The sequence below is a fragment of the Chryseobacterium gleum genome (assembly GCF_900636535.1).
GTDB lineage: Bacteria > Bacteroidota > Bacteroidia > Flavobacteriales > Weeksellaceae > Chryseobacterium > Chryseobacterium gleum.
The window spans coordinates 3,625,742-3,651,429 of sequence record NZ_LR134289.1; the positions used below are offsets into that span (position 1 = coordinate 3,625,742).

General features: G+C 39.0%; 19 protein-coding genes. 13 read left to right on the plus strand and 6 right to left on the minus strand.

Features of this window, described 5'->3' with window-relative positions; genetic code table 11:
• The first annotated feature begins 40 nt into the window (after positions 1-40).
• The gene (locus EL165_RS16530) at positions 41-988 is read left to right on the plus strand and encodes an NADP-dependent oxidoreductase (RefSeq protein WP_002982247.1); all 948 of its coding nucleotides are present in this window, start codon (positions 41-43) and stop codon (positions 986-988) included.
• Between the two features lie 117 nt (positions 989-1,105).
• On the opposite strand, the gene EL165_RS16535 is transcribed toward EL165_RS16530, so the two are convergent.
• Entirely contained in the window at positions 1,106-1,924 is an 819-nt protein-coding gene (locus EL165_RS16535; protein ID WP_002982250.1) for a universal stress protein, read from the minus strand.
• A gap of 228 nt (positions 1,925-2,152) precedes the next feature.
• Here EL165_RS16535 and EL165_RS16540 point away from each other — a divergent pair, with 228 nt between their 5' ends.
• The 10 genes from EL165_RS16540 (at position 2,153) to EL165_RS16585 (ending at position 15,848) form a co-directional block, all read left to right on the plus strand.
• Entirely contained in the window at positions 2,153-3,271 is a 1,119-nt protein-coding gene (locus EL165_RS16540; RefSeq protein ID WP_002982255.1) for a sensor histidine kinase, read from the plus strand.
• Positions 3,268-4,032, plus strand: coding sequence for a LytR/AlgR family response regulator transcription factor (locus tag EL165_RS16545; RefSeq protein WP_002982257.1), 765 nt, complete (start codon positions 3,268-3,270; stop codon positions 4,030-4,032). The genes EL165_RS16540 and EL165_RS16545 overlap by 4 nt, the downstream gene beginning before the upstream one ends.
• A 266-nt stretch (positions 4,033-4,298) precedes the next feature.
• Positions 4,299-5,417, plus strand: a complete 1,119-nt coding sequence (locus EL165_RS16550; RefSeq protein ID WP_002982259.1) for an efflux RND transporter periplasmic adaptor subunit — start codon at positions 4,299-4,301, stop codon at positions 5,415-5,417.
• Between the two features lie 29 nt (positions 5,418-5,446).
• Positions 5,447-8,605 carry an efflux RND transporter permease subunit gene (locus EL165_RS16555; protein ID WP_002982261.1) on the plus strand — a complete coding sequence of 1,053 codons (3,159 nt, stop codon included), beginning with the start codon at positions 5,447-5,449 and terminating at the stop codon, positions 8,603-8,605.
• Positions 8,592-10,007 (plus strand): efflux transporter outer membrane subunit, encoded by a 1,416-nt coding sequence (locus EL165_RS16560; RefSeq protein WP_002982263.1) that lies wholly within the window; start codon positions 8,592-8,594, stop codon positions 10,005-10,007. The genes EL165_RS16555 and EL165_RS16560 overlap by 14 nt, the downstream gene beginning before the upstream one ends.
• A gap of 253 nt (positions 10,008-10,260) precedes the next feature.
• Positions 10,261-10,839: a DUF4840 domain-containing protein gene (locus EL165_RS16565; protein WP_002982265.1), complete on the plus strand. Its 579-nt coding sequence runs from the start codon at positions 10,261-10,263 to the stop codon at positions 10,837-10,839.
• 56 nt (positions 10,840-10,895) lie between these two features.
• Complete coding sequence (locus tag EL165_RS16570) at positions 10,896-11,507, plus strand: RNA polymerase sigma factor (RefSeq protein ID WP_002982267.1); 612 nt, start codon at positions 10,896-10,898, stop codon at positions 11,505-11,507.
• Positions 11,500-12,891 carry a porin family protein gene (locus tag EL165_RS16575; protein ID WP_002982270.1) on the plus strand — a complete coding sequence of 464 codons (1,392 nt, stop codon included), beginning with the start codon at positions 11,500-11,502 and terminating at the stop codon, positions 12,889-12,891. Before EL165_RS16570 ends, EL165_RS16575 begins: the two co-directional genes overlap by 8 nt.
• A gap of 42 nt (positions 12,892-12,933) precedes the next feature.
• Positions 12,934-13,896 (plus strand): T9SS type A sorting domain-containing protein, encoded by a 963-nt coding sequence (locus tag EL165_RS16580; RefSeq protein WP_002982272.1) that lies wholly within the window; start codon positions 12,934-12,936, stop codon positions 13,894-13,896.
• A gap of 416 nt (positions 13,897-14,312) precedes the next feature.
• Positions 14,313-15,848: a YifB family Mg chelatase-like AAA ATPase gene (locus EL165_RS16585; RefSeq protein WP_002982276.1), complete on the plus strand. Its 1,536-nt coding sequence runs from the start codon at positions 14,313-14,315 to the stop codon at positions 15,846-15,848.
• 30 nt (positions 15,849-15,878) lie between these two features.
• Here EL165_RS16585 and EL165_RS16590 read toward each other — a convergent pair whose 3' ends face one another.
• Entirely contained in the window at positions 15,879-16,811 is a 933-nt protein-coding gene (locus EL165_RS16590) for an MBL fold metallo-hydrolase (protein ID WP_002982279.1), read from the minus strand.
• 540 nt (positions 16,812-17,351) lie between these two features.
• Between EL165_RS16590 and EL165_RS16595 the strand changes: the two genes are divergently transcribed.
• On the plus strand, positions 17,352-20,459 hold the full coding sequence (locus tag EL165_RS16595; RefSeq protein ID WP_002982281.1) for a non-ribosomal peptide synthetase family protein: 3,108 nt from the start codon (positions 17,352-17,354) through the stop codon (positions 20,457-20,459).
• A gap of 71 nt (positions 20,460-20,530) precedes the next feature.
• Here EL165_RS16595 and EL165_RS16600 read toward each other — a convergent pair whose 3' ends face one another.
• The 3 genes from EL165_RS16600 to EL165_RS16610 form a co-directional block, all read right to left on the minus strand.
• Positions 20,531-21,757 carry a spondin domain-containing protein gene (locus tag EL165_RS16600; protein WP_002982283.1) on the minus strand — a complete coding sequence of 409 codons (1,227 nt, stop codon included), beginning with the start codon at positions 21,755-21,757 and terminating at the stop codon, positions 20,531-20,533.
• Between the two features lie 131 nt (positions 21,758-21,888).
• Positions 21,889-22,365, minus strand: a complete 477-nt coding sequence (locus EL165_RS16605; RefSeq protein ID WP_002982286.1) for a YdeI/OmpD-associated family protein — start codon at positions 22,363-22,365, stop codon at positions 21,889-21,891.
• Between the two features lie 77 nt (positions 22,366-22,442).
• Positions 22,443-24,647 (minus strand): S46 family peptidase, encoded by a 2,205-nt coding sequence (locus EL165_RS16610; RefSeq protein ID WP_050791163.1) that lies wholly within the window; start codon positions 24,645-24,647, stop codon positions 22,443-22,445.
• 86 nt (positions 24,648-24,733) lie between these two features.
• Between EL165_RS16610 and EL165_RS16615 the strand changes: the two genes are divergently transcribed.
• Complete coding sequence (locus EL165_RS16615; RefSeq protein WP_041461962.1) at positions 24,734-25,168, plus strand: META domain-containing protein; 435 nt, start codon at positions 24,734-24,736, stop codon at positions 25,166-25,168.
• 103 nt (positions 25,169-25,271) lie between these two features.
• Here EL165_RS16615 and EL165_RS16620 read toward each other — a convergent pair whose 3' ends face one another.
• Positions 25,272-25,688 carry a hypothetical protein gene (locus EL165_RS16620; RefSeq protein WP_002982295.1) on the minus strand — a complete coding sequence of 139 codons (417 nt, stop codon included), beginning with the start codon at positions 25,686-25,688 and terminating at the stop codon, positions 25,272-25,274.

A 25,688-nucleotide genomic window follows, 5' to 3' on the forward strand; every position in this document is an offset into this window, starting at 1 on the left:
ATGATGAGACTACATTTGCCCCACAATTAAAATCAAAAAAATGAAAGCTGTAATTTTAAACGAAGCAGGAAGTGTTGAAAATCTTCAATTTGCAGAAATAGACAAGCCTGTAATAGGGAATGATGAAGTATTGGTAAAAGTGGTATCGATAAGCATTAATCCTGTAGATGTAAAATCCAGGGCGTATGAAGGCGTCCTGAACTGGATTTTTGAAGAAAAAAGACCCGTTATTTTAGGATGGGATATCTCGGGAGAAGTGGTGGAAGCCGGGAAAAATATAACTGATTTTAAACCGGGAGATGAAGTCTTCGGAATGGTCAACTTTTTTGGAAAAGGAAATGCTTATGCAGAATATGTGGCTGCCCCGGCGGCACATCTGGCTTTAAAGCCTCGTAATATTAACCATCAGCAGGCAGCTGCAGCATCAATGGCGGCCTCAACAGCATATCAGGCGCTGGTAGATGTTGCGAAAATTAAAAAAGGGAATAAAGTTTTGGTTCATGCAGCTTCAGGCGGTGTCGGCCATTTTGCGGTTCAGATGGCGAAGTATTTCGGGGCATACGTTATCGCTGTATCATCCGGTAAAAATAAAGAATTTTTGTTGTCACTTGGGGCAGATGAACATATTGATTATACAACGGAAAACTTTCATGAAAAAGTACAGGATGCAGATATAGTGATTGATACCCTTCAGGGAAAAACCTTGTCTGATTCGGTAGATGTTGTAAAAGAAAACGGAATTATTGTAACGCTTCCGTCCCCTGAGATTCCTGAGGATATTGCAGACAAAGCCAGAGAGAGAAATGTAAATATTGAATTTATGATGGTAGAATCTAAAAAAGAAACCACGGAGGCAATTGCCGGTCTATTGAAGGAAGGAGTGCTGAAGCCCTTTGTTTATAAAACATTTCCGTTTGAAGCCCTTGCAATGGCACATCTGGAAGTTGAGACTAACCGCGTTGCAGGAAAAGTGATTGTAAATCTTTGAAATAAAAACAGGCTCGCGAAAATTTCCCGGGCCTGTTAAACAAGATTAAGTGTAAAATTTAGCCTTTAAAGGCAAAAAGGATAATTCAAATGTGAACAGATTTTTATTGATCTTAATCTATGTTAGGGGAATTGACAGTAATGGTATTTTATTCTTATAAGCCATTATGGCTGTTTTGCTTCGGTGGAAAAGTGATTCTACAAGGTTATATTTATAAGGAACCATGGTCAGAAGATCGGGGTTGGTAAGTTTTATTTCCTCCTCTATAGCCTTAATTACTTCGATGGACTGAATCATTTTAAAACTGTATTTAATGTCATCCATGTCGTAACCAGAATTCAAATCAATATCCTGAATAACTTCAGCAAAATCCTCCAGCCTTTCACTTACATTAAAGATTTCAACCTCAGCATTAAATTCGTTAATGAAATAATAAATATCGTTAAGGGCAGACCAGGTCATGTTTTTGTGCGTGTCATAAGCAAAAAGTATTTTCCTGATTCCTGTATATTCTATATGAGAAGGGACAATTAATATTGGCTTTTTTATTCTGTGAATTGCCCTTGTTACAGTATTACCCAAAAGCTTTTGTTCCAAAGTTTTCTCTGCCATTCCCATGACCAGGAATTCGCAGCTGTGTGCCTGTATACAGTTTTCAAGTTCTTCAATGAAATTGCCGGAAGCCAGATGATGCTCTGCTTCAATACCATACAATCTTGTAAGTTCAGTTGCTTTATCCTCCAGTTTTTTTTGATTTTTAAGTGTTTGTGCATAGAAAAAATCAGCCGAAGCCTGTGCGTTTAAAGCATGAATGGAAACAGTTTGAAGATTAAACAGTATAATCTTATAAATATTTTCCTTAGCCATAGATGCTGCATAATGAGTGGCATTTTCAGCTTCATGAGAAAAATCTGTGCAGACAATTATTGTTTTCATTGTACCGGATTTAGTACTGCAAAACTAGGACAGACCATCATGAGCTAATGATAAAAATAATGCGATGTTGCATAAAATGATGATGAAATGTCTTTTTCAGGTGATGAACCGTCAGATTCATTTGAACGCTGCTATTTTACGTTTCAGCTCCCGTTTTGGCGGTCTCGTCTATTTCGGACAGGACCCATATAAAATCTATTTCTATATTTACAATCACAAAGTTCACCCATGAATAGGATTTCCGCCATCAGGAAAAATATAGTCCGAAATAAAAAGATTCTTTCCACTATGAAAAGAAGGCTCGTGATCTGGGCCGTAGCAGTGGTTACTTTCTGTGTTTTCTCCTATCTGATAGATCCGTTTGATCCGGTCTGGAAAGGATACCTGAACACGCCGCTGCAAATGATCCTGGAAGATGCCTCATGGATTATCTTATTTTCTGTTATCATTTCAGAGGTCAGTATATTTATTGACAGAACTCTTAATAAACTGCTTCCCTGGCGAAACAGAACTGTAAAGCGGCTGCTCATTCAGTGTTTGCTGCAGATTGTGGGAAGTGTCATGATTGTGATTATTATTAATGCCATTGTAGACTGCACCTCAGTAACATTACCTGAAATGGATTCACGGAAAGAATATACATTACTTGGGCAATGGATTGCAACCAATATTGTAATTTCTTTGATTATCAGTGCGTTTAATACGGTGGATTACCTGCTTGAAAACTGGAAGAAAACAGCGGTAGAAGCTGCCCAGCATAAACTCCGGGCATCAAAACATAAACAAGCTGCCATGGCAGCAGAACTTCAGGCACTGAAGCTTCAGATAGATCCTCATTTTATTTTTAATAATCTGAGTGTATTGTCAGAACTCATTCTGGAAGATCAGCAGCTAGGCTATGAATATTCGGAGAAATTTGCAAGAGTTTACCGGTACCTGTTAGTCAATTCCAAAAAAGATATCATTGCGGTAGAAGAGGAACTGAAATTTTTAGAATCTTACATTTTTCTGATTGAAAAAAGAATTGGGGAAGGGGTTGTGTTTAAAATAGATATTAAAGAAGAATACAGATCTATGCATACTCTGCCACTGTCCCTGCAATTATTGGTTGAAAATGCGATTAAACACAATCAGACTTCAAAGGTAAAACCTCTGGAGATTCATGTCTATACCAATTCCGTGGGAGAGCTGGTGGTTTCCAATACATTCCTGCCTTTAATCAACAAGCCGGATTCCTCGGGAGTGGGGCTTACCAATATCATTGCACGATACGAAATTTTAGGATATCCTAAACCTGTGATTGAAAAAACTGAAGATAAATTTATTGTAAAACTTCCATTGATATGAAAATTAATAAGATTTTAATAGTTGAAGACGAAAGACCCAATGCAGATAGACTCAAAAGACTGTTGCTGAAATTAAGACCACATATCGAAATCCTGTCTGTAGAAGATTCCATCACTTCAACGGTGCACTGGCTGGAAAATAATGTTGTTCCTGATGTCATCATGATGGATGTACGCCTTGCAGATGGGCTCAGCTTTGAAATATTTAACAAGCATGAAGTTAAAAGTGCTGTCATATTCACCACAGCTTATGATGAATATGCAGTACAGGCATTCAAATACAACAGTGTGGATTATCTTCTGAAACCTATAGAAGAAGAAGAACTGGATGCCGCCCTGAAACGCTATGAAACCTTTATGGAAGCTGTTCCGGTGGTAGGAACCGCTATTGAAGGATTATTGAATTATATCCAGCCAAAAGATTACAGAAAACGTTTTCTTATCGCTCACAGAGATGGATATAAAACAGTTCTGGCAGAGGATATCCTGTACTTTTATACCGAATTGGGAATCAGTAAAGCGATGCTGAATACCGGAGTTGTTGAGAACGTTCCCCAAACTCTGGAAGAACTTGAAAAACAGCTGGATCCGAAATTCTTTTTCCGGGCCAACAGACAATTTATCATTCATATTGATTCTGTAAAGCAGATTTTCAACCATTTTAACGGAAAACTAAAGCTGGAATTAAGAAAACACCCGGAGATGGAAGTGATTGTAAGCCGCGAGAAAGCTTCCATTTTCAAATCCTGGATGGATTATTAATATTTATTCCTGAAAATAGATAAGACTGCTTCTCTGAAAAAGCAGTCTTTTTTACCTTACTTATTAGCCGTCATTGATCTAACAGTTTCTCTTATTTCTTCCGGATAAAATCCTTTTTGTGCTGTTTATAGAGGCAAACAGCTGCTTTCCTTTCATTTTTCCTTTCATACGCTTCACCTTCAATTAACGACGCTTCACTCAATTTCTGTGCGAATACCCTTATTATATGAAGTTATTTTGCTGCTGTAAAATTTAAAACCAATGTTATGAATTACAGAAAAGGATATCTGGTACTTTCACTTGCTGCTGCGGTGCTTTATTCGTGCGGCTCCGGGAACGGCCAGGAAAATGCCGGGCAGATGCAGCAGGCATTGCCTACAGATTTTATAGAGGTGAAATCGGGAGATGCGGATGTGTCAACCGGTTATCCGGGAAGCATAGAAGGGCAGGATAATGTAGACATCAAAGCACAGGTAACAGGATATCTGGAGGCAGTATATGTAAAAGAAGGACAGTACGTAAGTAAAGGACAGACCCTTTTCAGAATAAACCCATCAGTCTATAACGAACAGGTAAATACCAATGAAGCTGCTTTGAAATCAGCTTTGGCAGCCCAGGAAACAGCAAGGCTTGAAGTGGAAAAACTGAAACCCCTTGTAGAAGGAAAAGTGGTTTCCGATATGCAACTGAAAACAGCGCAGGCAAGTTATAAAGCTGCATCAGCTCAGGTAGCACAGGCACAGTCATCATTGGGATCTTCAAAAATCAATGCTAATTTTACCTATATCAAAGCACCCGTTAGCGGATACATAGGAAGAATTCCGAACAGGGTAGGAAGTCTCATCAGTCCGTCTGATGCCTCACCGTTGACGACACTTTCCAATATAAACACTGTGAATGTGTATTTCTCAATGAATGAAGCGGATTTCATTGCGCATAGCAGAGCTTCAGCATCAGGAAATACTACAGAAAATGTAGAGCTAATTCTTGCAGATGGCTCCACCTATGCCCTTAAAGGGAAGCTTGAAAATGCCAGCGGAAACTTCGACAGAAATACCGGAAGTATCCAGATGAAAGCTGTTTTTCAGAATCCCGATAAATTATTAAGAGCCGGAGGAACAGCCAGAGTGATGATTCACAATGCTCTGAATGGAGTAATCAAACTTCCGAAAACATCGGTAAAAGATATTCAGGACAGATTTTTTGTTTACAAGCTGAATGGTAAAGACAAAGTAAAAATGACCCAGATTACCGTTTCAGGAAGTACGTCTCAGGATTACTTTATCAAAGAAGGAGTACATGCGGGAGATAAAATTGCCATCAACCGAATTGATGCCCTTACAGACGGAGCACAGGTTGTCGCACATACCGTTCCTTTGAAATAGTTGTATAACCACTATCAGAAAATTCAAAAATGTTAAAAAAAATAATAGACCGTCCGGTACTGGCGACGGTAATATCCCTTATCATTGTCATATTAGGGATCATAGGATTAAACCAGCTGGCGGTGACCAGATTTCCGGATATTTCTCCGCCTACGATTACCGTTTCAGGGTCTTACCCGGGAGGGAACAGTGAGACGGTGATCCGTTCTGTAGTAACGCCGCTGGAAGAGCAGATCAATGGGGTGGAAGATATGGAATATATGAAGTCTACGGCCAGCAATGACGGTACGTTTTCTATTTCCATTATATTCAAGCAGGGAGTGAATGCCGATCAGGCCGCCGTAAATGTTCAAAACAGAGTGCAGCAGGCTACACCAATTCTTCCACAAGAGGTTGTGAGAATGGGATTGACTACCTCCAAACAGCAGAACAGTATGGTGTTGATCTTCAATATCTATACTGAGGACAATAAGCAATATGATGAAACCTTTCTTCAGAACTATGCAAATATTAACCTTATTCCACAGGTTAAAAGAGTAAAAGGGGTTGGGCAGGCCATGGTTTTTGGGATTAAAGATTATTCTATGAGAATATGGCTTAACCCTCAGAAAATGTCTTCTTATGGACTTGAACCAGCAGATGTCTCCACAGCGATTGCAGATCACAGCTTGGAATCCGCTCCGGGAAAACTTGGGGAGGAATCAGACGCTGCCTTAGAATATGTAATCCGATATAAAGGAAAAAAGAACAGGCCGGAACAATATGAAAACATTATTGTTAAAAACACGGGAAGTCAGGTTATAAGGTTAAAAGATGTTGCCCGTGTAGAATTCGGAGCGATTTCAAATACCGGAGATAACCTGTCCAATGGGAAAAATGCGGTTACTGTAGCGATTATGCAGACTACAGGGTCCAACGCGAATCAGATTGAAATAGGGGTAAACCAAGCCCTGGATCGGTTATCAAAATCATTTCCTCCTGGTATTAAATATACAAAGGTAATGAGCACCAAAGAAAGACTGGATGAGGCTACAGGACAGGTTAAGTCTACATTGATAGAAGCATTTATCCTTGTATTTATTGTAGTATTTATTTTCTTGCAGGATTTCAGATCTACGATTATTCCTGCAGTGGCAGTTCCGGTAGCAATTATTGGTACTTTCTTTTTCCTTCTGGTTTTAGGATTTACCATCAATGTACTGACGCTTTTTGCCCTTGTACTGGCCATTGGTATTGTAGTGGATGATGCTATTGTTGTAGTAGAAGCCGTTCACAGTAATATGGAAGGGACAGACCTTTCAGGAAGAGAAGCCACTCATAAAGCGATGAGTGAGATCACAGGAGCGGTTATTTCTATTACGTTGGTAATGTCGGCGGTATTTATCCCGATCGGATTTATGTCCGGTTCAGCAGGGCTGTTCTATAAGCAGTTTGCGTATACACTGGCCATTGCCATTATCATTTCAGCGGTTAATGCCTTGACTTTAACCCCTGCTTTATGTGCTGTATTTTTAAAAAACAACCATGCAGGAGAAGGAGAGAAACCACAAGGATTCGGGCAAAGATTTGCCGTGGCATTCAACGCTGGTTTTAACAATATGACCAATCGTTATGCAAAAGGAGTAAGATTTTTAATAGGGAGAAAATGGATTGCAGGAGGATTAATCGTAGCCGTTATCGGAGTTGCAGGATGGCTGATGTCAAGCACACCTAAAAGCTTTGTGCCGATGGAAGATGACGGGTTCTTCATGTACACCTTAAGTATGCCTCCGGGAACTGCATTGACAAAGACGACAGAAGTCTCCAATAAAATCAATGAAATATTAAAAGGAGTAGATGCTGTTAAGGAAAATACTTCCATTACAGGCTACAACCTGCTTAGTAACAGTGCAGGACCGGCTTATGCTATGGGATTTGTTAAGCTGAAACCTAAAAAAGAAAGAGGTGAAGTTCAGGATATTCAGGAGGTGGTAGATAGGGCTGCTGCAAAATTGGGAGTGATTAAAGAAGGAAGTGTAATGACTTTCAGAATGCCTCCGGTAGAAGGATACGGAATGACAAATGATGCCGAAATCGTTCTTCAGGACCGCATGGGAAGAGATCCTCAGGTACTTAAAGCTAAAGCAGACGAACTGATCGGCCAGCTGATGCAGGTTCCGGAAGTGGCATTTGCCTACACGATGTTCAGGGCAGATTATCCTCAGATGGAGCTTGAAGTGAATGAAGATAAAGCAAAGCAGCTGGGAGTAAGCATTTCAAATCTTTTGGGAACCGTTCAGACGTATTTCTCCGGAGACCAGTCCCAGAATTTCTCAAGATTTGGAAAGTTCTATAGAGTGAATATTAAAGCAGACGGTGTTTTCAGAATGGATGAGCAGGCCTTCAATGATATTTTCGTGAAGAATGAAAAAGGAGATATGGTTCCGGTAAATACACTAATCACTTTGAAAAAAGTCTACGGTCCGGAATCCGTTCAGCGTTATAACCTTTATAACTCATTAAACATCAATGTTTCTCCAAAGCCAGGAGTAAGTAACGGAGAATTGATGGGTAAGCTGGAACAGACCCTAAGTAAATTACCGTCTGATTACAGCTACGAATGGACAGGATTGAGTCTGGAAGAAAAGTCGGCAGGAAATCAAACCATTGCCATCTTCGGTTTATGTTTACTTTTCGTATATCTTTTGTTGGCAGCTCAATATGAAAGTTATATACTTCCTCTGGCAGTTATGCTTTCCATCCCAACAGGAGTTGTAGGGGCACTCCTGGGAATAAAAGCCATCGGGCTGGATAATAATATCTATGTACAGGTAGGATTGATCATGCTTATCGGTCTCTTGGCCAAAAACGCCATCCTTATTGTAGAATTTGCCATCCAAAGAAGAAAAGCAGGTCTTTCTATTCTGGATTCTGCACTGGAAGGAGCAAAGGCGAGATTACGCCCGATTATTATGACGTCGTTAGCCTTTATTGTAGGAATGGTTCCGCTAATGCTTTCTTCTGGAGGAATGGCTTCCGGGAACAAATCTATCAGTACAAGTGCTGCCATGGGAATGTTGAGCGGAGTGGTTTTAGGTGTTTTTGTAATTCCTGTCCTTTACATGTTCTTTCAGTATCTGGATGAGAAATTCTCTACCCAAAAGAAGTATCATACAACAGAAAACCAATTGACAAATGAGACTATTTAATATAAAGAATTTCCTTATTTCAGGTGCAATGGCATCACTGCTGATGTCTTGTGCCGTAGGGAAGAAATATACAAGAACAGACCTTCAGATGCCTGAAACCTACAAAGAATCTCTACAGGTAACAGGCGATACTGTGGTATTACCCTGGAAAACTTTTTTCAAAGATCCTAAACTGATCGGTTTAATAGATAAAGCCCTTTCCAGAAACAATGAAGTAAACGTTGCTCTGAAAAACATAGAACAGCTGGATCTTGCTTATAAACAGGCCAAGCTGAGCCTCATGCCAACACTGGATTTCAGTGCTGGAGCCAACAGGAGCTGGGCGTCAAAAAATACGCTTAACGGTTCCCTGAATGAACAGTTTGTTGGGACAAAATACCTGGATGATTTCACTGCTGCACTGAGGCTTTCCTGGGAGGTAGATATCTGGGGAAAAGCTAAAATGCAAAAAGAATCCGCAGCAGCAGAATATTTTGGACAGAAAGAGAACTTAAATGCGATAAAAAGCAGAATCGTTGTTCAGGTAGCACAGGCTTATTATAATCTGATCAGTCTGGACGAACAGTTGAAAATAGCTGAACAGAATATTGAACTGAGTGACAATACTCTTAAAATGATGAATCTTCAGTTTAAAGCAGGTCAGATCAACTCATTGGCGGTTCAGCAATCGGAAGCACAGAAGAAAACCGCTGAACTGCTGATCCCCTTGGCAAAACAGAATATTTCCATTCAGGAAAATGCATTGAGTATTCTTTGTGGAGACTATCCGGCAAAAGTAGAAAGAGAAGGAAACCTGAAAGCAATGATTCCTGAAAACAGATTGTCTGAAGGATTACCGGCACAACTGCTCAGCCGAAGACCGGATCTGAAAATGGCAGAGTTTAACGTAATCAGCTTAAATTCCAAAACAGGATTGGCAAAAGCCGCAATGTACCCGAGTATCAGCCTTAGTCCACAGATCGGAGTAAATTCCAATAAATTCAGCTCATGGTTTGATATTCCGGGATCTATTACCAAAGCGATTGCTGCTAATCTTGCTGCCCCGGTTTTTCAGAAAAAAGAACTGAAAACAGCTTATGAAACAGCTTTAATTGAACAGGAAAAAGCATCCATCAATTTTAAACAATCAGTGATGACTGCTGTGGGAGAGGTTTCCGATGCAATGGCAAAGTCTAAAGGTTCTTCAGAAAGATTGCAGCTTTTAGAACAGCGAACAGCCATTCTGGATAAAGGAATCAATGATGCACTGAAGCTGTATAAAAGCGGTATGGCAACCTATCTGGAAGTGATCACAGCCCAGAACAACAAACTGCAGAATGATCTGGAAGCTATTAATGTTACACTGGAAAAATTAAATGCTGAGGTTGATCTTTACAGAGCACTTGGCGGCGGAGTACAGTAGAGCGTACCTTAAAAATAATAAAGGAAACTATATGATGTAGTTTCCTTTTTGCTGTTTTGGACGCATCAATACCACTCAATTTTAACAACAGGTAAGGAATTTGCAATGAAGTGATTAAATTTTACCCTCACAAAATCAATTAGTTATAAATTTTTTGTTCTTTTTTCTAAAAAAATATGCAAGATTTTCATAAAACAGGATTTATATAGATGAGTACTCGAAAATAATTAATGTTTAACGAAAATGTAATGCAATGAAAAAATTGACAGTACCCCGGTTTTTTATGACAGTTTTAATGGTTTTGGCAGGATTGGCCTTATACTCATGTAATGATAGTGATGGACAGGATATTCCTCCTGTAAAAATGGAAGAATTACCAGGAAACTATAAAGGTAAGCTGATTATCATCCAGGGAAATAGTAAAAGAGAAGGAATAAAAGAATTCAAAGTAAAAAAAGATACCATCTCATTTGCAGAATTTCCGGTTACCGAAATTGTGAAAACAGTAGTGAAAGACCCTGCAAAAGCAGAAACAGCTATAAAAGCTCTTGGAAAAGTTAAGTATGATCTTAAATATGCAGCAGTGATCAATACAGCAAATAATGTGATAGAATTGACTTTGACTCCTAAGACAATGGAACTTCAGATTCCGGTAGATGGCGTTAATAAAAAGACCGTTGTAGAATTCGTTTCTAAGCAGAAAGGATATTATGTAGGTATGGATAGAACACTTAGATATGCTCTTACAGCAGAAAAAATTACAGTAGATGGGACAGTGGTTACTCCTTATGAAGTGATCGATTATAATTTCCCGTTCTGTATAAAAAATTAATGAATAGATAATATCATAAATGGATTGCGCTTTAATAAGATGCAATCTATTTTTGCTTGACAGTTTATAATATCCTGACGGGTACGGCAGCAGAAGCATATATGGAAGAAAGTAAAGAACAGATTTTGGTAAAGCACCTTCTGAAGAAGGAGGAAGCAGCCTGGAAAGAGCTTTTTGGAGCTTATTCCGGAAATCTGAGCTATGTATGTTCCCGCTATGTGACAGAAAAGGAAGATGTTCATGATGTGCTTCAAAACAGTTTTATCAAAATGTTCCGTTCGATAGAATCCTTTGAGTATAGAGGTAGCGGTTCTTTAAAAGCCTGGATGACGCGTATCACAGTTAATGAATCTTTGAAACATATAAAACAGAAAGGAGATTTCAGATCAGCGGTTGAAGTAGATGATCTTCCGGATATTCCCAATGAAGAAGAACCTGATTTTGAAGAAATTCCGCGAGATGATATAATGAAGATGATCAGATCTCTTCCTGAAGGATACAGAACTGTTTTTAACCTGTTTGTATTTGAGAAAAAAAGCCATAAAGAAATTGCCGGGCTGCTGGGAATTGCAGAAAACTCTTCTGCATCTCAGTTTCACCGCGCCAAAGGATTGCTTGTTCAGAAAATAAAAGAATTTAAAATGTCAAAAAAAGCACAATATGAATAATGAATGGCTAAATAACCTGCGAAGCAGAATGGATGACCATGAAGAGGACGTTCCGGAAGGGTTGTGGGATGACATCAGAGATGAATTATTCTCGGGAGAAGAAAACAACAGCATTCCCGGGTTTATTCCTGAAATTCATGAAGGTGGTGCGGAAAAGAAAGAAAGAATTGAAGGTGTGGGAAAAAAATCCTTATTCTATCGTATCGGAGGTATTGCTGCTGCCATTGCATTGCTGTTTTTACTGACAAAAATACGGCCTTATAATGATAAGGAAAAACTTCTGTCTCAGAAACCGCCAGATGTGAAAAAAGAAAAGGAAAAGAGCGCTTTAAATTCCGGAAAAACTGAACACATTGTAAGCAGTGAGGTAAAATCAGGAACAAATGCCTTCTTAGCTGAAAATACATTCAATACAGAAACTCCAAAGAAAATCTTAACTCAAAGAAATTCTGATAACGGAACAGAAAATTACGCTGGAAAAACCCAGGATATTATAAAGATTCCTACTGCTTCGGAGGCTTTTCAGCAGGAAAGTAAAATTGCTCAGAAAATTTCGCCTGTTGATGGTACTGTGAAAGAAACAGTGGAAGAAACAGAACCAGATGAGGTTCTTTTTAAACAGGAAAAATTGAAGGAGGTATACGCAGAAAATACAAAACATTCTGCCAGGAAATCCGGAAATAAAAAATCCTGGATGCTGGGAATGCTGACAGGAAATATGGCTTCCAACTCCGCAGAACAGCAGTTTCCCGGGTATGCTTCAATTACCGGGAAAGCCATGAATGTTGAGCAGGTATGGACTACTTCAGAGTTTCATGATGATCCTCTGACAGCCATATTGCTGGCGAATCAAAGCCAGCCGGTAGAAGCGAGAATCAGGCATAAGGTTCCTGTTACTTTCGGGCTTTCTGTTTACTATAATCTGGGGAAAAGATGGGGAATAGGAACGGGAGTAAATTATACCAAACTGTCTTCTGAGCTGCATTCTGGGAGTGATAACAATTTTATTAAGGGAGATCAGACCGTTCATTATATAGGAATTCCCGTGCAGGTGAATTACAATGTCATTCAGAAGGGCAAATTTACAGGATATGTTACAGGAGGAGCACTTGTGGAAAAGCCTGTGGCAGGAAGTATCACAACAACCTATGTAGTGAATGATGAAATAAAGGAATCCTCAAATGAAAAGCTGGAGCCCAAACCTTTACAATTCTCTGTCAACGCAGCGGCAGGTCTTCAGCTGAAGATTATTGATAAAGTCGGAATTTATGCAGAACCGGGAATAGGATATCATTTTAAAAAAGAAGATGCTCCCAATACAATTTATAAAGAAAAACCACTTCATTTTAATATGAAGTTCGGTGTACGAGTGCTGTTGGATTAATGCCGGAGATTTAATACAAAAACCAAGCTTAATTATTTATATATGAAAACAAAACTAATCCTTTTAGTGTTTTTATTATTCAGCATTTTGAATCTAAAAGCACAGTGTACCCCTACAGTTACCAGTCCCAGACTTGGCCAGAAATATCCCGGAACCGTTCTGTTCTGTGATACAGAAGATGAAGTACTTTCTACCACACAGACTTATACAACTTACCAGTGGTATAAGCAGGAGTGGACCTGGCAGACCCCTAATAACAATCCATGGGTTGCTATTCCGGGAGCTACTTCACAGCAGCTGACCATCAACGGCAACGAGCAGCTGAATTATTTTAAAGTGGTTGTTACCGATGGAGACTGTACAGCAGAAAGCCCGACAGTATTTGCAGATGGCTTTGTTTACGGGCTTCCGGCTATGATGACTACTTATACTCCGGGAACCTATGAAGAAAATATGGGAACAGTAAATGTCTGCAATGGAGCTTCTGTACAGTTTGACGATATATTCCCTGTAGTTTATGGCAAACATACTTGGTTCAAATGTGTCCCAAGCAGTAATCCTCCGGTGGCAGGAGATCCTTGTATCATTCCAGGTGTAGTAGGAGATACTTATGTAGCGACAACTTCCGGAAAATATGGATTCTATGCCTGTACTGAATACTGTCCGGACCAATGCCAGATGTTGGATCCATTTGCCTTTGTTGAGGTAAATTTCGGGAACTGGGAATTCTGCAGCAATCTGGGAACGGGAGAGACAAAAATTAAAGATAATAATCTGAAAATCTATCCTAATCCTACAGCACAGCATCTTTATATAGGAAAAGAATCAGACAAGATTTATAAAGAAGTTACCATTATAGATATGTCCGGAAAGCTGGTTCTGAAAAAAACAGATCACAGCTACAATCAGCCCATTGATGTAAGCCAGCTGGTACCGGGAAATTATATTATTGTTTCTAAAAGTGCAGCGGGAATTGAATACAAAAATAGATTTATAAAAAAATAGGATTACGTAATCTGATGATGCTAAAATATTGATTGTGGCAGGAAGAATGGATGTCAGAGGAGAGAGTTTCCTTGTATTGAAGAAGAACTAGAGTAATTTATTTTAATACTTTACGCTCAATAGATAAAATTTTCATCCTTGTTAATCTAATGACGTCATAATTACCCCAAAAGGAGTTCTCTCTTTCCGGCATCCGGCTTCCTGACTTACATTTAATTTTTCTGTAACTCAGATGAAATAATCTATTCGTTAGTTTTTAATAATGGTTGGGTCGGTACAAAGAAATTTGTACCGGTTTTTTTATTCCGAAATTTCTGAATTTCTTTTTAAATATATCCGCCTGATTAGAATGCTATTAACGTAAATCCCAGAATTTTAAAATACTATATTGATTATTTTTACCTCAAAAACACACCATGCTGATCAAAATTTACGGAAGTGCCATTCACGGAGTGGCTGCACAGACCATTACCATTGAAGTAAATGTAGATACCGGCGGAGTGGGATACCATCTGGTAGGGCTTCCCGATAACGCCATCAAAGAAAGCAGCTACAGAATATCGGCCGCACTGAAAAACGTAGGATATAAGATTCCCGGAAAGAAAATCACGATTAATATGGCTCCTGCAGATCTCAGAAAAGAAGGCTCTGCTTATGATCTTAGTATTGCTATTGGGATTTTAACCGCTTCAGATCAGATACTGGCAGAAGAAGTTAATGACTATATCATTATGGGAGAGCTTTCTCTGGACGGAAGCCTGCAGCCGATCAAAGGTGTACTTCCTATTGCAATTCAGGCCAGGGAAGAAGGATTTAAGGGGATTATTCTTCCCAAACAAAATGCAAGAGAAGCTGCTATTGTTAATGATCTCGAAGTATATGGGGTAGAAAATATCAGAGAGGTTATTGATTTTTTTAATGAAGGAAAACCTCTTGAAAAAATGACTTTGGATACCAGAAAAGAATTTCACGAGAAGGTAAACAATTTTCCTTTCGATTTCTCTGAAGTTAAAGGACAGGAAACAGCCAAAAGAGCCATGGAGGTCGCTGCAGCAGGCGGGCACAACATTATCCTGATAGGTCCACCCGGAAGTGGAAAAACAATGCTCGCCAAAAGAGTTCCCAGTATTTTACCTCCTTTGACACTGAAAGAGGCTCTGGAAACAACAAAAATTCATTCCGTTGCCGGGAAAATAGGAACAGAAGCTTCACTGATGACTGTACGTCCTTTCAGATCACCCCATCATACCATTTCTGATGTTGCTCTCGTGGGAGGCGGAAGTTATCCGCAGCCCGGGGAGATTTCCCTTGCCCATAATGGAGTCTTATTTCTGGACGAAATGCCCGAATTTAAAAGAACAGTGCTGGAAGTAATGAGACAGCCTCTGGAAGACCGTGAGGTAACCATTTCAAGGGCACGTTTTACCGTAAACTATCCTGCAAGTTTTATGCTGGTAGCGTCTATGAATCCCAGCCCAAGTGGTTTCTTTCCCGATGATCCAAATAATACCTCATCGGTTTATGAAATGCAGCGCTACATGAATAAGCTTTCCGGACCGCTTCTGGATAGAATTGATATTCATATTGAAGTTCAGAAAGTAGAATTTGAACAGCTTTCCGAAAAAAGGAAAGGGGAGAAAAGCAAAGACATCAGAGAACGCGTACTGAAAGCCCGGGAGATTCAGAATAAGCGGTATCAGAATCTTAGTATCAGCAGTAATGCCCAGATAGGACCAAAGGAAATTGAAGCATTCTGTGAGCTGGATGAAACCTCATTCGGCCTTATCAAATTAGCAATGGAAAAACTAAATCTTTCGGCAAGAGCATATGACAGAATTCTGAAAGTCGCCAGAACAATTGCCGACCTTGAAGAATCCGAGAATATTTTGTCTCATCATATTTCCGAAGCCATACAATACAGAAGCCTGGACCGTGAATTCTGGAATGGATAACCGGTCCGGACTTTTTGTTTTGAGAAAATTTTATATTGTACCCGGTTCCGAATTTTTTTCTAAATTGATGGAAAAAGGGTTGTTATATACTTTTGGAACCCATTGAAACCGGTTATTTACCTTATTTATGTATCCTATTCCGGGCCATGGAAGATGGGCGGAACAGATAAGTGTTCTGTTTTCATAACAGACTTCCAGTACTTTTTTTCGGGTTTCAACTCCTGTTTCAAAGTCAATATCCCATTGTGTACCCCAGTCAGGTTTTGCAATAAGAAGGGGAGAGTGAAAGAGATCTACCACGTTGGTAATTGACAGCCCACCATTACTCACTGTATATATAATATGACCGGGGGTATGTCCCGGAGCTGCTTCTGTCTGAATACAGGAGAACAACTGATCTCCCATTTCAAATTTCGTAAGTCGGCTGTCTATCGCCGAAAGGATTTTTCTAACCAAAGGAATGCTTGGCGTTCCGCCTTCCGGGTTTTTGCTTTTCTGAAAATCTGGCTCATCACTTGTCCAGAAATCAAATTCCTGACTGGAAATATAATAACGGGCATTCGGAAATATAAAATCACCATTTTTAGAAAGTATTCCTCCGATATGGTCTCTGTGGGCATGCGTAATCAGAATATCAGTGACAGATTCCGGTGTGAATCCTGCAGCATTAAGGCTGTATAATAGCTTTCCTGCATTTTCATCATCATAAAATCCTTCTCCTGTATCTATCAAGATAGTCCGGTCATCTTTTTTGATGAGCATTACATTAATAGGAGCCTCATAATAAGATTCCGATAAATAAAGATTCCGGAGTTCGGTTTTTACAAGATGTTGAGGGATGCCGGGTGCTAAGATAGGCTGATGGTATCCAATACCAAAATATCCGTCAGAAAGTATAAAAATATCCAGTTCATTGCATGGAATATGTATGAATCCATGGTCATTCTTCAGTTTTTGATCCATATTAAAATGAATTGTGTTTTGCTTTTCACAAATGTAGAGATTATTGACCTCACTACAGAGGAGTAAGGAATAATTTTATTTTGTAAATATTTAATTTGTTGAAATTCAGATGTTTGATTTTGTTTCTTTTAGAATATCAATTCCGGAATGTGGTATATGATAATAATTATGTAACGCATAGGTAAAATTATTATGTTAAGTTTGGTTGCCATATTATCAAAAATATTACATTATGAAAATCAAATTTTTAAATACCGAATAGAAATTTGCATTGAATTGCCGAAGAATATCCACAATATATTCTTTCTTTTTTCCGAATGTCATAAATAACGTTTGAACGCTGTTTACGTTCTGCTCACTGAGTAGATCGCTTAAGACTCTGTATCATTTATTGCAACTATAATGAAGACACATTTAGTACATAAACTGTGGTTATACCTTATACCCGGTTGTGTCCTTATTTCATTTTCATTTAAAATTACTTTACAGAGGATGAAAGCTATTGATTATTAATTTTTAAGCCAATCAAAATTTATTACCATGTCAAACACAATTCCCTCATCAGAAGCCCAATCAATAGGTTCGGCTGTATTACTGTCATCAGAAGACAGAGAAAAACTTTTAAACGGATTCAATAAAACCGGCTGGGATTATCATCATGAAGAAACATTGGAATCCCTTTTCCGGAAACAGGCAATCCTTCATGCAGATAAAACAGCTGCTGTATATCAGGAGCAGAAAATTACCTACAGGGATCTGGACCAGAGAAGCAACCAGGTAGCTAACTTCTTATTAAAAAAGGGTGTTAAAGAAGGACAATATGTTCCTGTCTGGCTCGACCGTTCTTTAGAATGGATTGTTGCAGTTCTTGGTGTTATTAAAACGGGAGCTGCGTATGTTCCTATTGATCCATCTTACCCGGCGAAAAGAGTAGAATATATTCTTTCCGACACTTCTTCAGATCTTATTATTACCAATCAAAGCTTTAAAGATCTCTTATCTGAATCCGGAAAAGAAAAAGTATTTGATCTGACCAGCATGGAAAACCTCGATCATTTACCTTCACATTATCCTGAGATTAAAATTCAACAGAAAGACCTTGCCTATACAATTTATACATCAGGATCAACCGGAAATCCGAAAGGAGTAATGATAAGCCACCAGGCTATACAGCATCTGGTAACATGGCATAACCATCATTTTCATGTGGATCACAGTTCAAGACTAACTCTTGTTGCAGGATTGGCATTTGATATCTCAGTATGGGAAGTCTGGTCGGCGCTTACTTCAGGAGCAACCGTTTTTATTGCAGATAATGAGGATAGAACAGAGGCTCAGGCATTGGTAGATTATTATAGAAAAAATCATATTACCCATGGTTTTGTACCTACGGTTCTTGCTCCTTCTGTAGTAGATCTTACCCGGAATTATAATGACCTCAAATTAAAATATCTCTTTACAGCAGGAGAAAAGCTGAAGCCGGTGCTTACTACGGAATTAAGCTATGAACTAATAGATTATTACGGTCCTACCGAATGTACCGTATATGCTACCTTCAAAAAAGTGAAGGATATCAACGGGAAATATGTTTCCTCTATTGGCAGGCCCATTGCCAATGCAAAAGCATATATTCTGGGAGAAAATATGGAATTGCTGCCGGTAGGAGCTGTCGGAGAATTATGTATTGGCGGAACCCTTTTAGCAGAAGGCTACCTTAATAATGAAGAACTTACTCATTCCAAGTTTATTACCAACCCGTTCAGGGAAACAGAAAAGCTTTATCGTACAGGAGATCTGGCCAGATGGAAACCGGATGGTGAGATTGAATTTCTGGGAAGGATTGATAATCAGGTGAAAATTCGCGGATTCAGGATTGAATTGGGAGAAATAGAACGTTCACTGATCCGCCAGAAAGAGATCAAGGAAGCTGTGGTCATTGGAAAGGAAACAGAAGGAAGCACCAAATACCTGATTGCTTTTGTTGTATTAAAACCAGATGTAACAACAGATATTTCTTCAGTACGCAATGCATTGAAGGAAGAGCTTCCAGGTTATATGATTCCTGCCCAGATTATTTTTATAGATGCCATTCCGTTAACAGCCAATGGAAAAACAGATACCAATGCATTAAAGGAACTGGCTGATCAGGAAGCAAAAGACGTAATTTCATCTGAACCGCCAACCAATGAAACTGAAAGGATTATTGTAGATGTCTGGTCTTCTGCATTGGAACGCCCTGTTATCAATATTACAGATAACTTTTTTGACATCGGAGGGAACTCCCTGTTGGTAGCAGCCGTTGCTGTTACTTTACAAAGGAAACTTGATGTAAAGGTTTATCTGCGGGATATCTATCAGTATCCGGTATTACAGCAGCTGTCAGAAGTTCTTATAGCCAGATCCAGAGAAATGAGAGACACCGTTCCGGCAGAAGATGTAGAGCCTTATGTTGAATTACAGAACGATGTTTATCTGGCTCCCGGAACTGTCTTTGCGGGAGGATTTGATCCGGGGCAGATAGAAAACCCCGGAACAATATTTTTGACCGGAGTTACAGGATTTGTAGGAATCCATCTTTTGCAGGAGCTTCTGGATACTACAGAAGCAGATATTTATTGTCTTGTGAGAGCCCAGGATGAATTTGCTGCAATGGAAAAGATTGGAAGATGTTTTAAACAATACAATATTCCTTATAAAGAAGAACAGAGACCGAGAATTATTCCTGTGATAGGAGATCTTGCATTACCCTCTTTAGGATTGTCTGAAGAAATATTCACCAGGCTGGCAAAACAGGTTGATTTGATCTACCATTCCGGTAGTTCAGTAAACTTCATTGAACCTTATTCCTATATGAAAGCCCCGAATGTAGAAGGATTAAGAGAAATCATAAAGCTGGCAGGAGCAGAAAGAACGTCATGTCTTGCTTTGTTATCCACAATCTCAGTATATAGCTGGGGACATATATTTACAGGAAAAACAGTAATGCTCGAATCTGATGATATTGAGCAGAACCTGATGTCTGTAAGTAAAGATATTGGGTATGTACGAAGCAAATGGGTAATGGAAGCCGTAGCTGATTTAGCGGCTAAAGAAGGGCTTCCGTTAATCACCTATCGTTTGGGATATGCAATGTGCCACAGCGAAACAGGAGCAAGTGCATCCTATCAATGGTGGTCAGGATTAGTGAAAAATTGTATAGAGTTCCAGTCTTATCCTGCTTTAACAGAGCTTAGAGAAGGACTCATCACGGTAGATTATATGACCAAAGCAATGGCTCACATCACAAAGAATAAAGAAGCGATAGGCAAGAAGTTCAACTTAATTGCCCGGCCGGAAACAAATCTTACGCTGGAAGATTTCTTCGGATTGATGAAACAGTATTATCCGTTTACACTGAAAGGTCTTCCTTACAAAGAATGGCGAAAACAGTGGGAGGATGACAGTAAAAACCGTTTGTACCCACTAACAAGCCTTTTCAGGGACAATATGCATGAGGGCTTATCAACAGTAGAGCTTTATCAGAATACCTATATATGGGATTGTTCCAATGTGATCCGATTTCTGGAAGGTTCCGGAATTCAGGAGTCGGTATTTGATAAAAAAATACTGGATTCCTATTTAAAATACCTGGGAATTCCGGTCGAATAATATTACTGATATTAAAATTCCAGGCAGCTGTGCCTGGAATTTTTAATTGTATGATCTTTTAAGCCTGAAAATTAATTCACGGTTACTTTAATCACATTCTGAACAGCGGGAACAGGATAGTGGGTTCCTACTTTTGAAATAATCTTATTTTCACTCTGTGGAGTGCCGCCGAATAATGCCTGATGATTTCCGGCTCCCGGATATTGGTCAATACCTGTTCCGGAATCGAATAATGCAGTTTTTGAACTGATGTCTCCCTTGGTATTGGCATCAATGCTCTGTTCATTGGCATAAAACCAGTCATTGGAAAACCCGAACATGGTTACATAAGCTATTTTGTCCCCTGGTTCAGCATTAAAGCTTGTTGTTACTTTGCTTCCCGGTGCTACAGGAGCGTTCCCGGCAACATATATACCTCTCACGGCAGAGAGAGATTTAAGGCTGTTTTGAAGCTTGCTTACATTTCCAAACTGTGCAATATCTTTCAATCCCATTCCGCTGTCCGTTTGACCTAATTCATAAATAGGATTTTTGTCACCACGGTAAACAACTACCAAAGCAGGAGAGAGGCCGGTCATAATCCCTGTGTTGGCATTCAGTTTCACCATCATTTTACTGATATTCCCCATTTGGGCAATATCTGTGATTTCCGGATTTGATAAAGCATTAGGAGTAAAAAAAGGAGCGTTGTTAAGCAACTGGGAGCCATTGTAGTTAGAAACTGCCCATACTCCCGGAGAAAAAGGAGTTTCATTAGCCGTTCCGCCAGATGTATTGGTAATGGTGAGCGTAAATTCTGAGGTTACATCATTGTAAGCAAGATTAAGCTTCATAAGCTGTGAAGCATTTACGTTAGGAACCTGCATAATAGGCTTGCTTTCTGCCTGTCCTGTTGTATCATCTTTCGTTCCGTTATCCCATAATCGGACACTTGAAGAAACATCTCCGGTGATAGCATTTCCGTTGGCATCAAACAGTTTGATACCTGGCTGCTGGGAAGCAAAAAACCAGTCTTTTGAAGCCCCGTACATGGTGGCAAACATTAAAGCCTGTGTTTTTCCTGCACTGAATGTAACAGAGACAGACTGTCCGGGCAGAATAATAGGAGGCGTTCCTGTTCCCTGAAAACTTCCGCTTTCTACAAAATCTTTAGGAGTTACCACATTTTCAAAAGTGATAGTTTTTTGAAAAGGCATTTCTGTCATCGTGTCATTATCCGAATCACTGCACGAAGAAAGAGTAAATGCAGCTAGAGTAGCTGCCGCTAAAACCGATGTTCTAAAAATAAACTTGTTCATAAAAGTAATTTTTTATAGTTATAAATGATATTTGTAACTATAGTCGGCTACTTTTTAAGAACCTGACAAAAAATATTTTCTTTATTCAATTTTTTTGAATGTACGGCTTTCGGGTTTGAAAACAGAATGATTTATATCCCCTTTTTCCCATCTAAAATCATCTGAATCATTTTTATCTTTCTGTTTTCTCTTGTTTCAGGTTTTTTAGCCTCTTCTATCCAGCGGATATATTCCTTTTTGTGGGTATAACTCATTTTGTCGAATAACGTCTTTGCTTCAGGATTTTCATTAAAAACAGAGACAATATCATCTGCAATTTCAACCACTCTTTCTTCTTTATCTTCCATAAGAGCAACAGAAACCTCATCTCCGAAAGTTTTACCAAGCTGTTTTCTGACTTCCTGCGTCAGACCTAAAATATGGCAATCGGATTTCATTTTGGCCAAGCTTCCGCGGTATTCAACTTTATTATCAAACAAGACTTTAACCTTTACCTGTCCTTTTTTATTAAACAATTCTTCCGTAGAAAACGGAAATTCTACAAACGCAGCATCCATTTCTCCGTTTTGCTGAATAATAGCTGTGAATTCAATAGGTTTAGGATTCATGATAAAATATTTTAATAGTCAAAAATAAAAAAACCGTGAAAGTAATTTCACGGTTTTTAAAAATATATCAGATAAGATTATTTTTTAGTTTTCTTAGGCATTGTTGTTGTCCCTGAGTTTTTAGTTTTTGTATCAGCAGGAGTGTTTTCTCCTCTTACAAGTTTCAACTCATCAATTAATCTTCTTGCTCCTGCAAACTTATCAATTGTCCAAAGAACGAAACGAACGTCTACGTTGATTGTTTTCTGCCATTCAGGTTCGAAAACGATATCACCGCTTAATGCTTCACTGTTTCCGTCGAAAGCGATACCGATAAGGTTTCCGTCACCATCAATTACCGGGGAACCGGAGTTTCCACCTGTAATATCGTTGTTAGAAAGGAAGTTTACAGGCATATACCCTGCAGCATCAGCATACTGTCCGAAATCTTTAAGGTTATAAAGATCGATTACTCTTTGAGGAAGATCAAACTCTTCATCACCTTTCTTGTATTTTCCAACAAGACCAGTCATATCTGTATAGTAGTTATCAGTAATCCCGAAATAGTTTCTGTCATTTCTGATAGGTAACTTATCTACTGTACCGTAAGTTAATCTCATTGTAGAGTTGGCATCCGGATAGAACTTTTTCTCAGGCATAGCTTTCATTAAACCAGCTAAGAACAGACGGTTGTTTTTTGCAAAGTTGTCATCTATTTTAACGAATCTTTCTGTACTTATCTTTTGATCAGCAACAATTCCGTTAGCTGCTTTCCAAAGCGGATCAGCATCAAGCTTCAGTGCATCCGGATTCAATAAGAAATTCGTAGCAGAAGTTTTATTAGCGAAGATTGAAGAATATGCCAGATTAGAAACAGTCTTGGCATCCAATCCTAAAATAGTAGCAGAAGCAACGTCCGGGTTTTTAACTCTTGCCTGGTAAAGGCTGGTCATAGCAGCAAGCATTTCTCCTTCCAAAGCTGGATTGAAGTTTTCATAAGCCGCTTTTATTGCCGCTTCAGTTTTAGCTTTCATTGCTAATCTTCCCTGCATATCCTGAGCAGCATACGCTTTAAGAACAGATCCTACCTGAGCCGCAAGGGTAATATATTTGGCATTTCTTGTAAACTGAGTAGCATAGTTTCTTTCAACATTTCTGTCAGAAACTTGTTTGTAGTAGATAGCGATATCTTCTAAAACTCCGTTATACTCATCATTTCCTGGCATTGCAGCCCATCTGTTGTACGTTTCCTCAATTTTTTGCTTGTCAGAAATAGTTCCGTTTTTCTCTACAGCGTCAATAGTTCCTTGTCTGTTTTTCCAGTAGTTAGCTACTGAAGCATATTGAGAAGCATAGTTAAGTTGAGTTGCCTTATCCTTATCCATGTACTTTTTCATGACATCCATAGCCAATTTAGAAGCTTCAACCCAAGCCGGATAATCTTTGGTTACCATCTGCTGAATTCCGTAAGAAGTAAGGTAACGGTTTGTTCTTCCAGGGTATCCTAAGATCATTGAGAAATCACCAGGCTTAATTCCTTTAAGAGAAACCGGAAGGAAATGCTTAGGCTTCAGTGGAGTATTGCTTGGAGAATATTCAGCAGGGTTTCCTGCAGCATCAGCGTACACTCTGAAAACCGTAAAGTCCGCAGTATGTCTTGGCCATTCCCAGTTGTCTGTATCTCCTCCGAATTTTCCTAATGATGAAGGTGGAGCGCCTACCAATCTGATATCTTTATAATCCTGGTACACGAAATAGTAGAATTCATTTCCGTTGAAGAAATCTTTTACTACTACAGTATATTTTCCGTTTTCAGAGTTTTCTGTCTGGATGGCTTTAGTCTCAGCATCAATAACAGCTTTTCTCTCTGCTCCGGTCATATTGTTGTTTAGCTTGGATGTGATTCTTTTGGTAGCATCATCCATTCTTACTAAAAATCTTACATAAAGATCCTTTGCATTGAATTCGTCTTTCTGTTTCATTGCCCAGAAACCGTTCTTCAGATAATCTTTTTCCGGTGTGGAAGCCGCAGCAACAGCACCGTAACCACAGTGGTGGTTGGTGAATATAAGTCCTTTATCAGAAACAATCTCTCCTGTACAGAAACCACCGAAACTTACGATCGCATCTTTTAAGCTTGAATTGTTCACTGAATAAATTTCTTCAGGCGTAAGATGCAGACCCTCTTTTTGCATATCAACACCGTTAAGTCTTTTGATGAGCATTAGCAGCCACATCCCCTCATCCGCCCTCATCTGAGCAAAGCCCAGTAAGAAAGTGAATAGTAGAAATAGTCTTTTCATTTTATAAAATAATTTTTGTGTCGCTAATTTACTAATTTTTACGAGATTCTGTCCCGGAATGGTACGAAAATGGGATGATAGTCCGCATGAAAAAGATACTATTACCACTTTTTGCAGTTTTAATTTTAGGAGTTGTTTTGAATTGCTCTGCAATACCGGATAAAAACCCATCTCTCCAAAGGCAGTGGATGTTGATTTCTTTAGATGGTTTTTCAAAAGATCAGCTTATTGCCCACAAAGCAGAAATGAATCTTACGGCTGCTATTGTTGATGGTAAAATTCAGGGGAGTGCCTATATGGGATGTAATCAGATGTCTTTTATATCTGAATTTAAAAAAGGAGGAAAGGTAAAGATTTCAAAAGGAGTCAGTACGATGAAAGCCTGCCAGGATATGGATCTTGAAACATCTTTTCAGAAAAAAATTGAAACCATGACCAGGTATTCTGTCGAAGGACATTTCCTTACTCTGTCCGATGATCACGGTCATACAATGAAATTTGTAGCTGCTGATTGGGATTAATAGCCAGGCATTAATATAAAAAGTCCGCTCTTTGGCGGACTTCTTTGTTTGAAAAATCTAGTTTGGTTATCAGCTTTTTTGCGGTTATTAGCTTTGAGAGTTATTAGTTTTTAGGGATAGTTTTCTTTATTTCTTCCAGAGTTGCTGTGTTGGGCAGCCTGGTAACAGTCGCTTTTGTGTTCCTAGAATTTATATTGTGATATGCCTGTCTGTTGGGAATTGTTTTTTTGATGTCTTCAAGACTTGCCGTATTGGGAAGAAGATTTCCCGAATTACCGGAAGAAGCTTTGGGTTTGGAATCCTGTTTTTTAACAGCAAGACCATGATCAGAAGGGAGTCCGGTATTTACACTAGTTTTTTCATTATTTTCTTTAGCTTCCTGCATGAGTTTAGCCTGCTGTTCCTGTGCCTGCTTTACAACCAGTGTCTGATCTTCTTCTTTAGGAGCGACCTTTTTATTTTCCTGAGCATAGATAATGGTGCTTAAAAATAATAACGGGATAATATATGCTATTTTCAT

Excerpts from the sequence above, each read along its gene's own strand:
- EL165_RS16530 (WP_002982247.1), top strand. The coding sequence starts at position 41 with ATGAAAGCTGTAATTTTAAACGAAGCAGGAAGTGTTGAAAATCTTCAA.
- EL165_RS16535 (WP_002982250.1), bottom strand. The coding sequence starts at position 1,924 with ATGAAAACAATAATTGTCTGCACAGATTTTTCTCATGAAGCTGAAAAT.
- EL165_RS16540 (WP_002982255.1), top strand. The coding sequence starts at position 2,153 with ATGAATAGGATTTCCGCCATCAGGAAAAATATAGTCCGAAATAAAAAG.
- EL165_RS16545 (WP_002982257.1), top strand. The coding sequence starts at position 3,268 with ATGAAAATTAATAAGATTTTAATAGTTGAAGACGAAAGACCCAATGCA.
- EL165_RS16550 (WP_002982259.1), top strand. The coding sequence starts at position 4,299 with ATGAATTACAGAAAAGGATATCTGGTACTTTCACTTGCTGCTGCGGTG.
- EL165_RS16555 (WP_002982261.1), top strand. The coding sequence starts at position 5,447 with ATGTTAAAAAAAATAATAGACCGTCCGGTACTGGCGACGGTAATATCC.
- EL165_RS16560 (WP_002982263.1), top strand. The coding sequence starts at position 8,592 with ATGAGACTATTTAATATAAAGAATTTCCTTATTTCAGGTGCAATGGCA.
- EL165_RS16565 (WP_002982265.1), top strand. The coding sequence starts at position 10,261 with ATGAAAAAATTGACAGTACCCCGGTTTTTTATGACAGTTTTAATGGTT.
- EL165_RS16575 (WP_002982270.1), top strand. The coding sequence starts at position 11,500 with ATGAATAATGAATGGCTAAATAACCTGCGAAGCAGAATGGATGACCAT.
- EL165_RS16580 (WP_002982272.1), top strand. The coding sequence starts at position 12,934 with ATGAAAACAAAACTAATCCTTTTAGTGTTTTTATTATTCAGCATTTTG.
- EL165_RS16585 (WP_002982276.1), top strand. The coding sequence starts at position 14,313 with ATGCTGATCAAAATTTACGGAAGTGCCATTCACGGAGTGGCTGCACAG.
- EL165_RS16590 (WP_002982279.1), bottom strand. The coding sequence starts at position 16,811 with ATGGATCAAAAACTGAAGAATGACCATGGATTCATACATATTCCATGC.
- EL165_RS16595 (WP_002982281.1), top strand. The coding sequence starts at position 17,352 with ATGTCAAACACAATTCCCTCATCAGAAGCCCAATCAATAGGTTCGGCT.
- EL165_RS16600 (WP_002982283.1), bottom strand. The coding sequence starts at position 21,757 with ATGAACAAGTTTATTTTTAGAACATCGGTTTTAGCGGCAGCTACTCTA.
- EL165_RS16605 (WP_002982286.1), bottom strand. The coding sequence starts at position 22,365 with ATGAATCCTAAACCTATTGAATTCACAGCTATTATTCAGCAAAACGGA.
- EL165_RS16610 (WP_050791163.1), bottom strand. The coding sequence starts at position 24,647 with ATGAAAAGACTATTTCTACTATTCACTTTCTTACTGGGCTTTGCTCAG.
- EL165_RS16615 (WP_041461962.1), top strand. The coding sequence starts at position 24,734 with ATGAAAAAGATACTATTACCACTTTTTGCAGTTTTAATTTTAGGAGTT.
- EL165_RS16620 (WP_002982295.1), bottom strand. The coding sequence starts at position 25,688 with ATGAAAATAGCATATATTATCCCGTTATTATTTTTAAGCACCATTATC.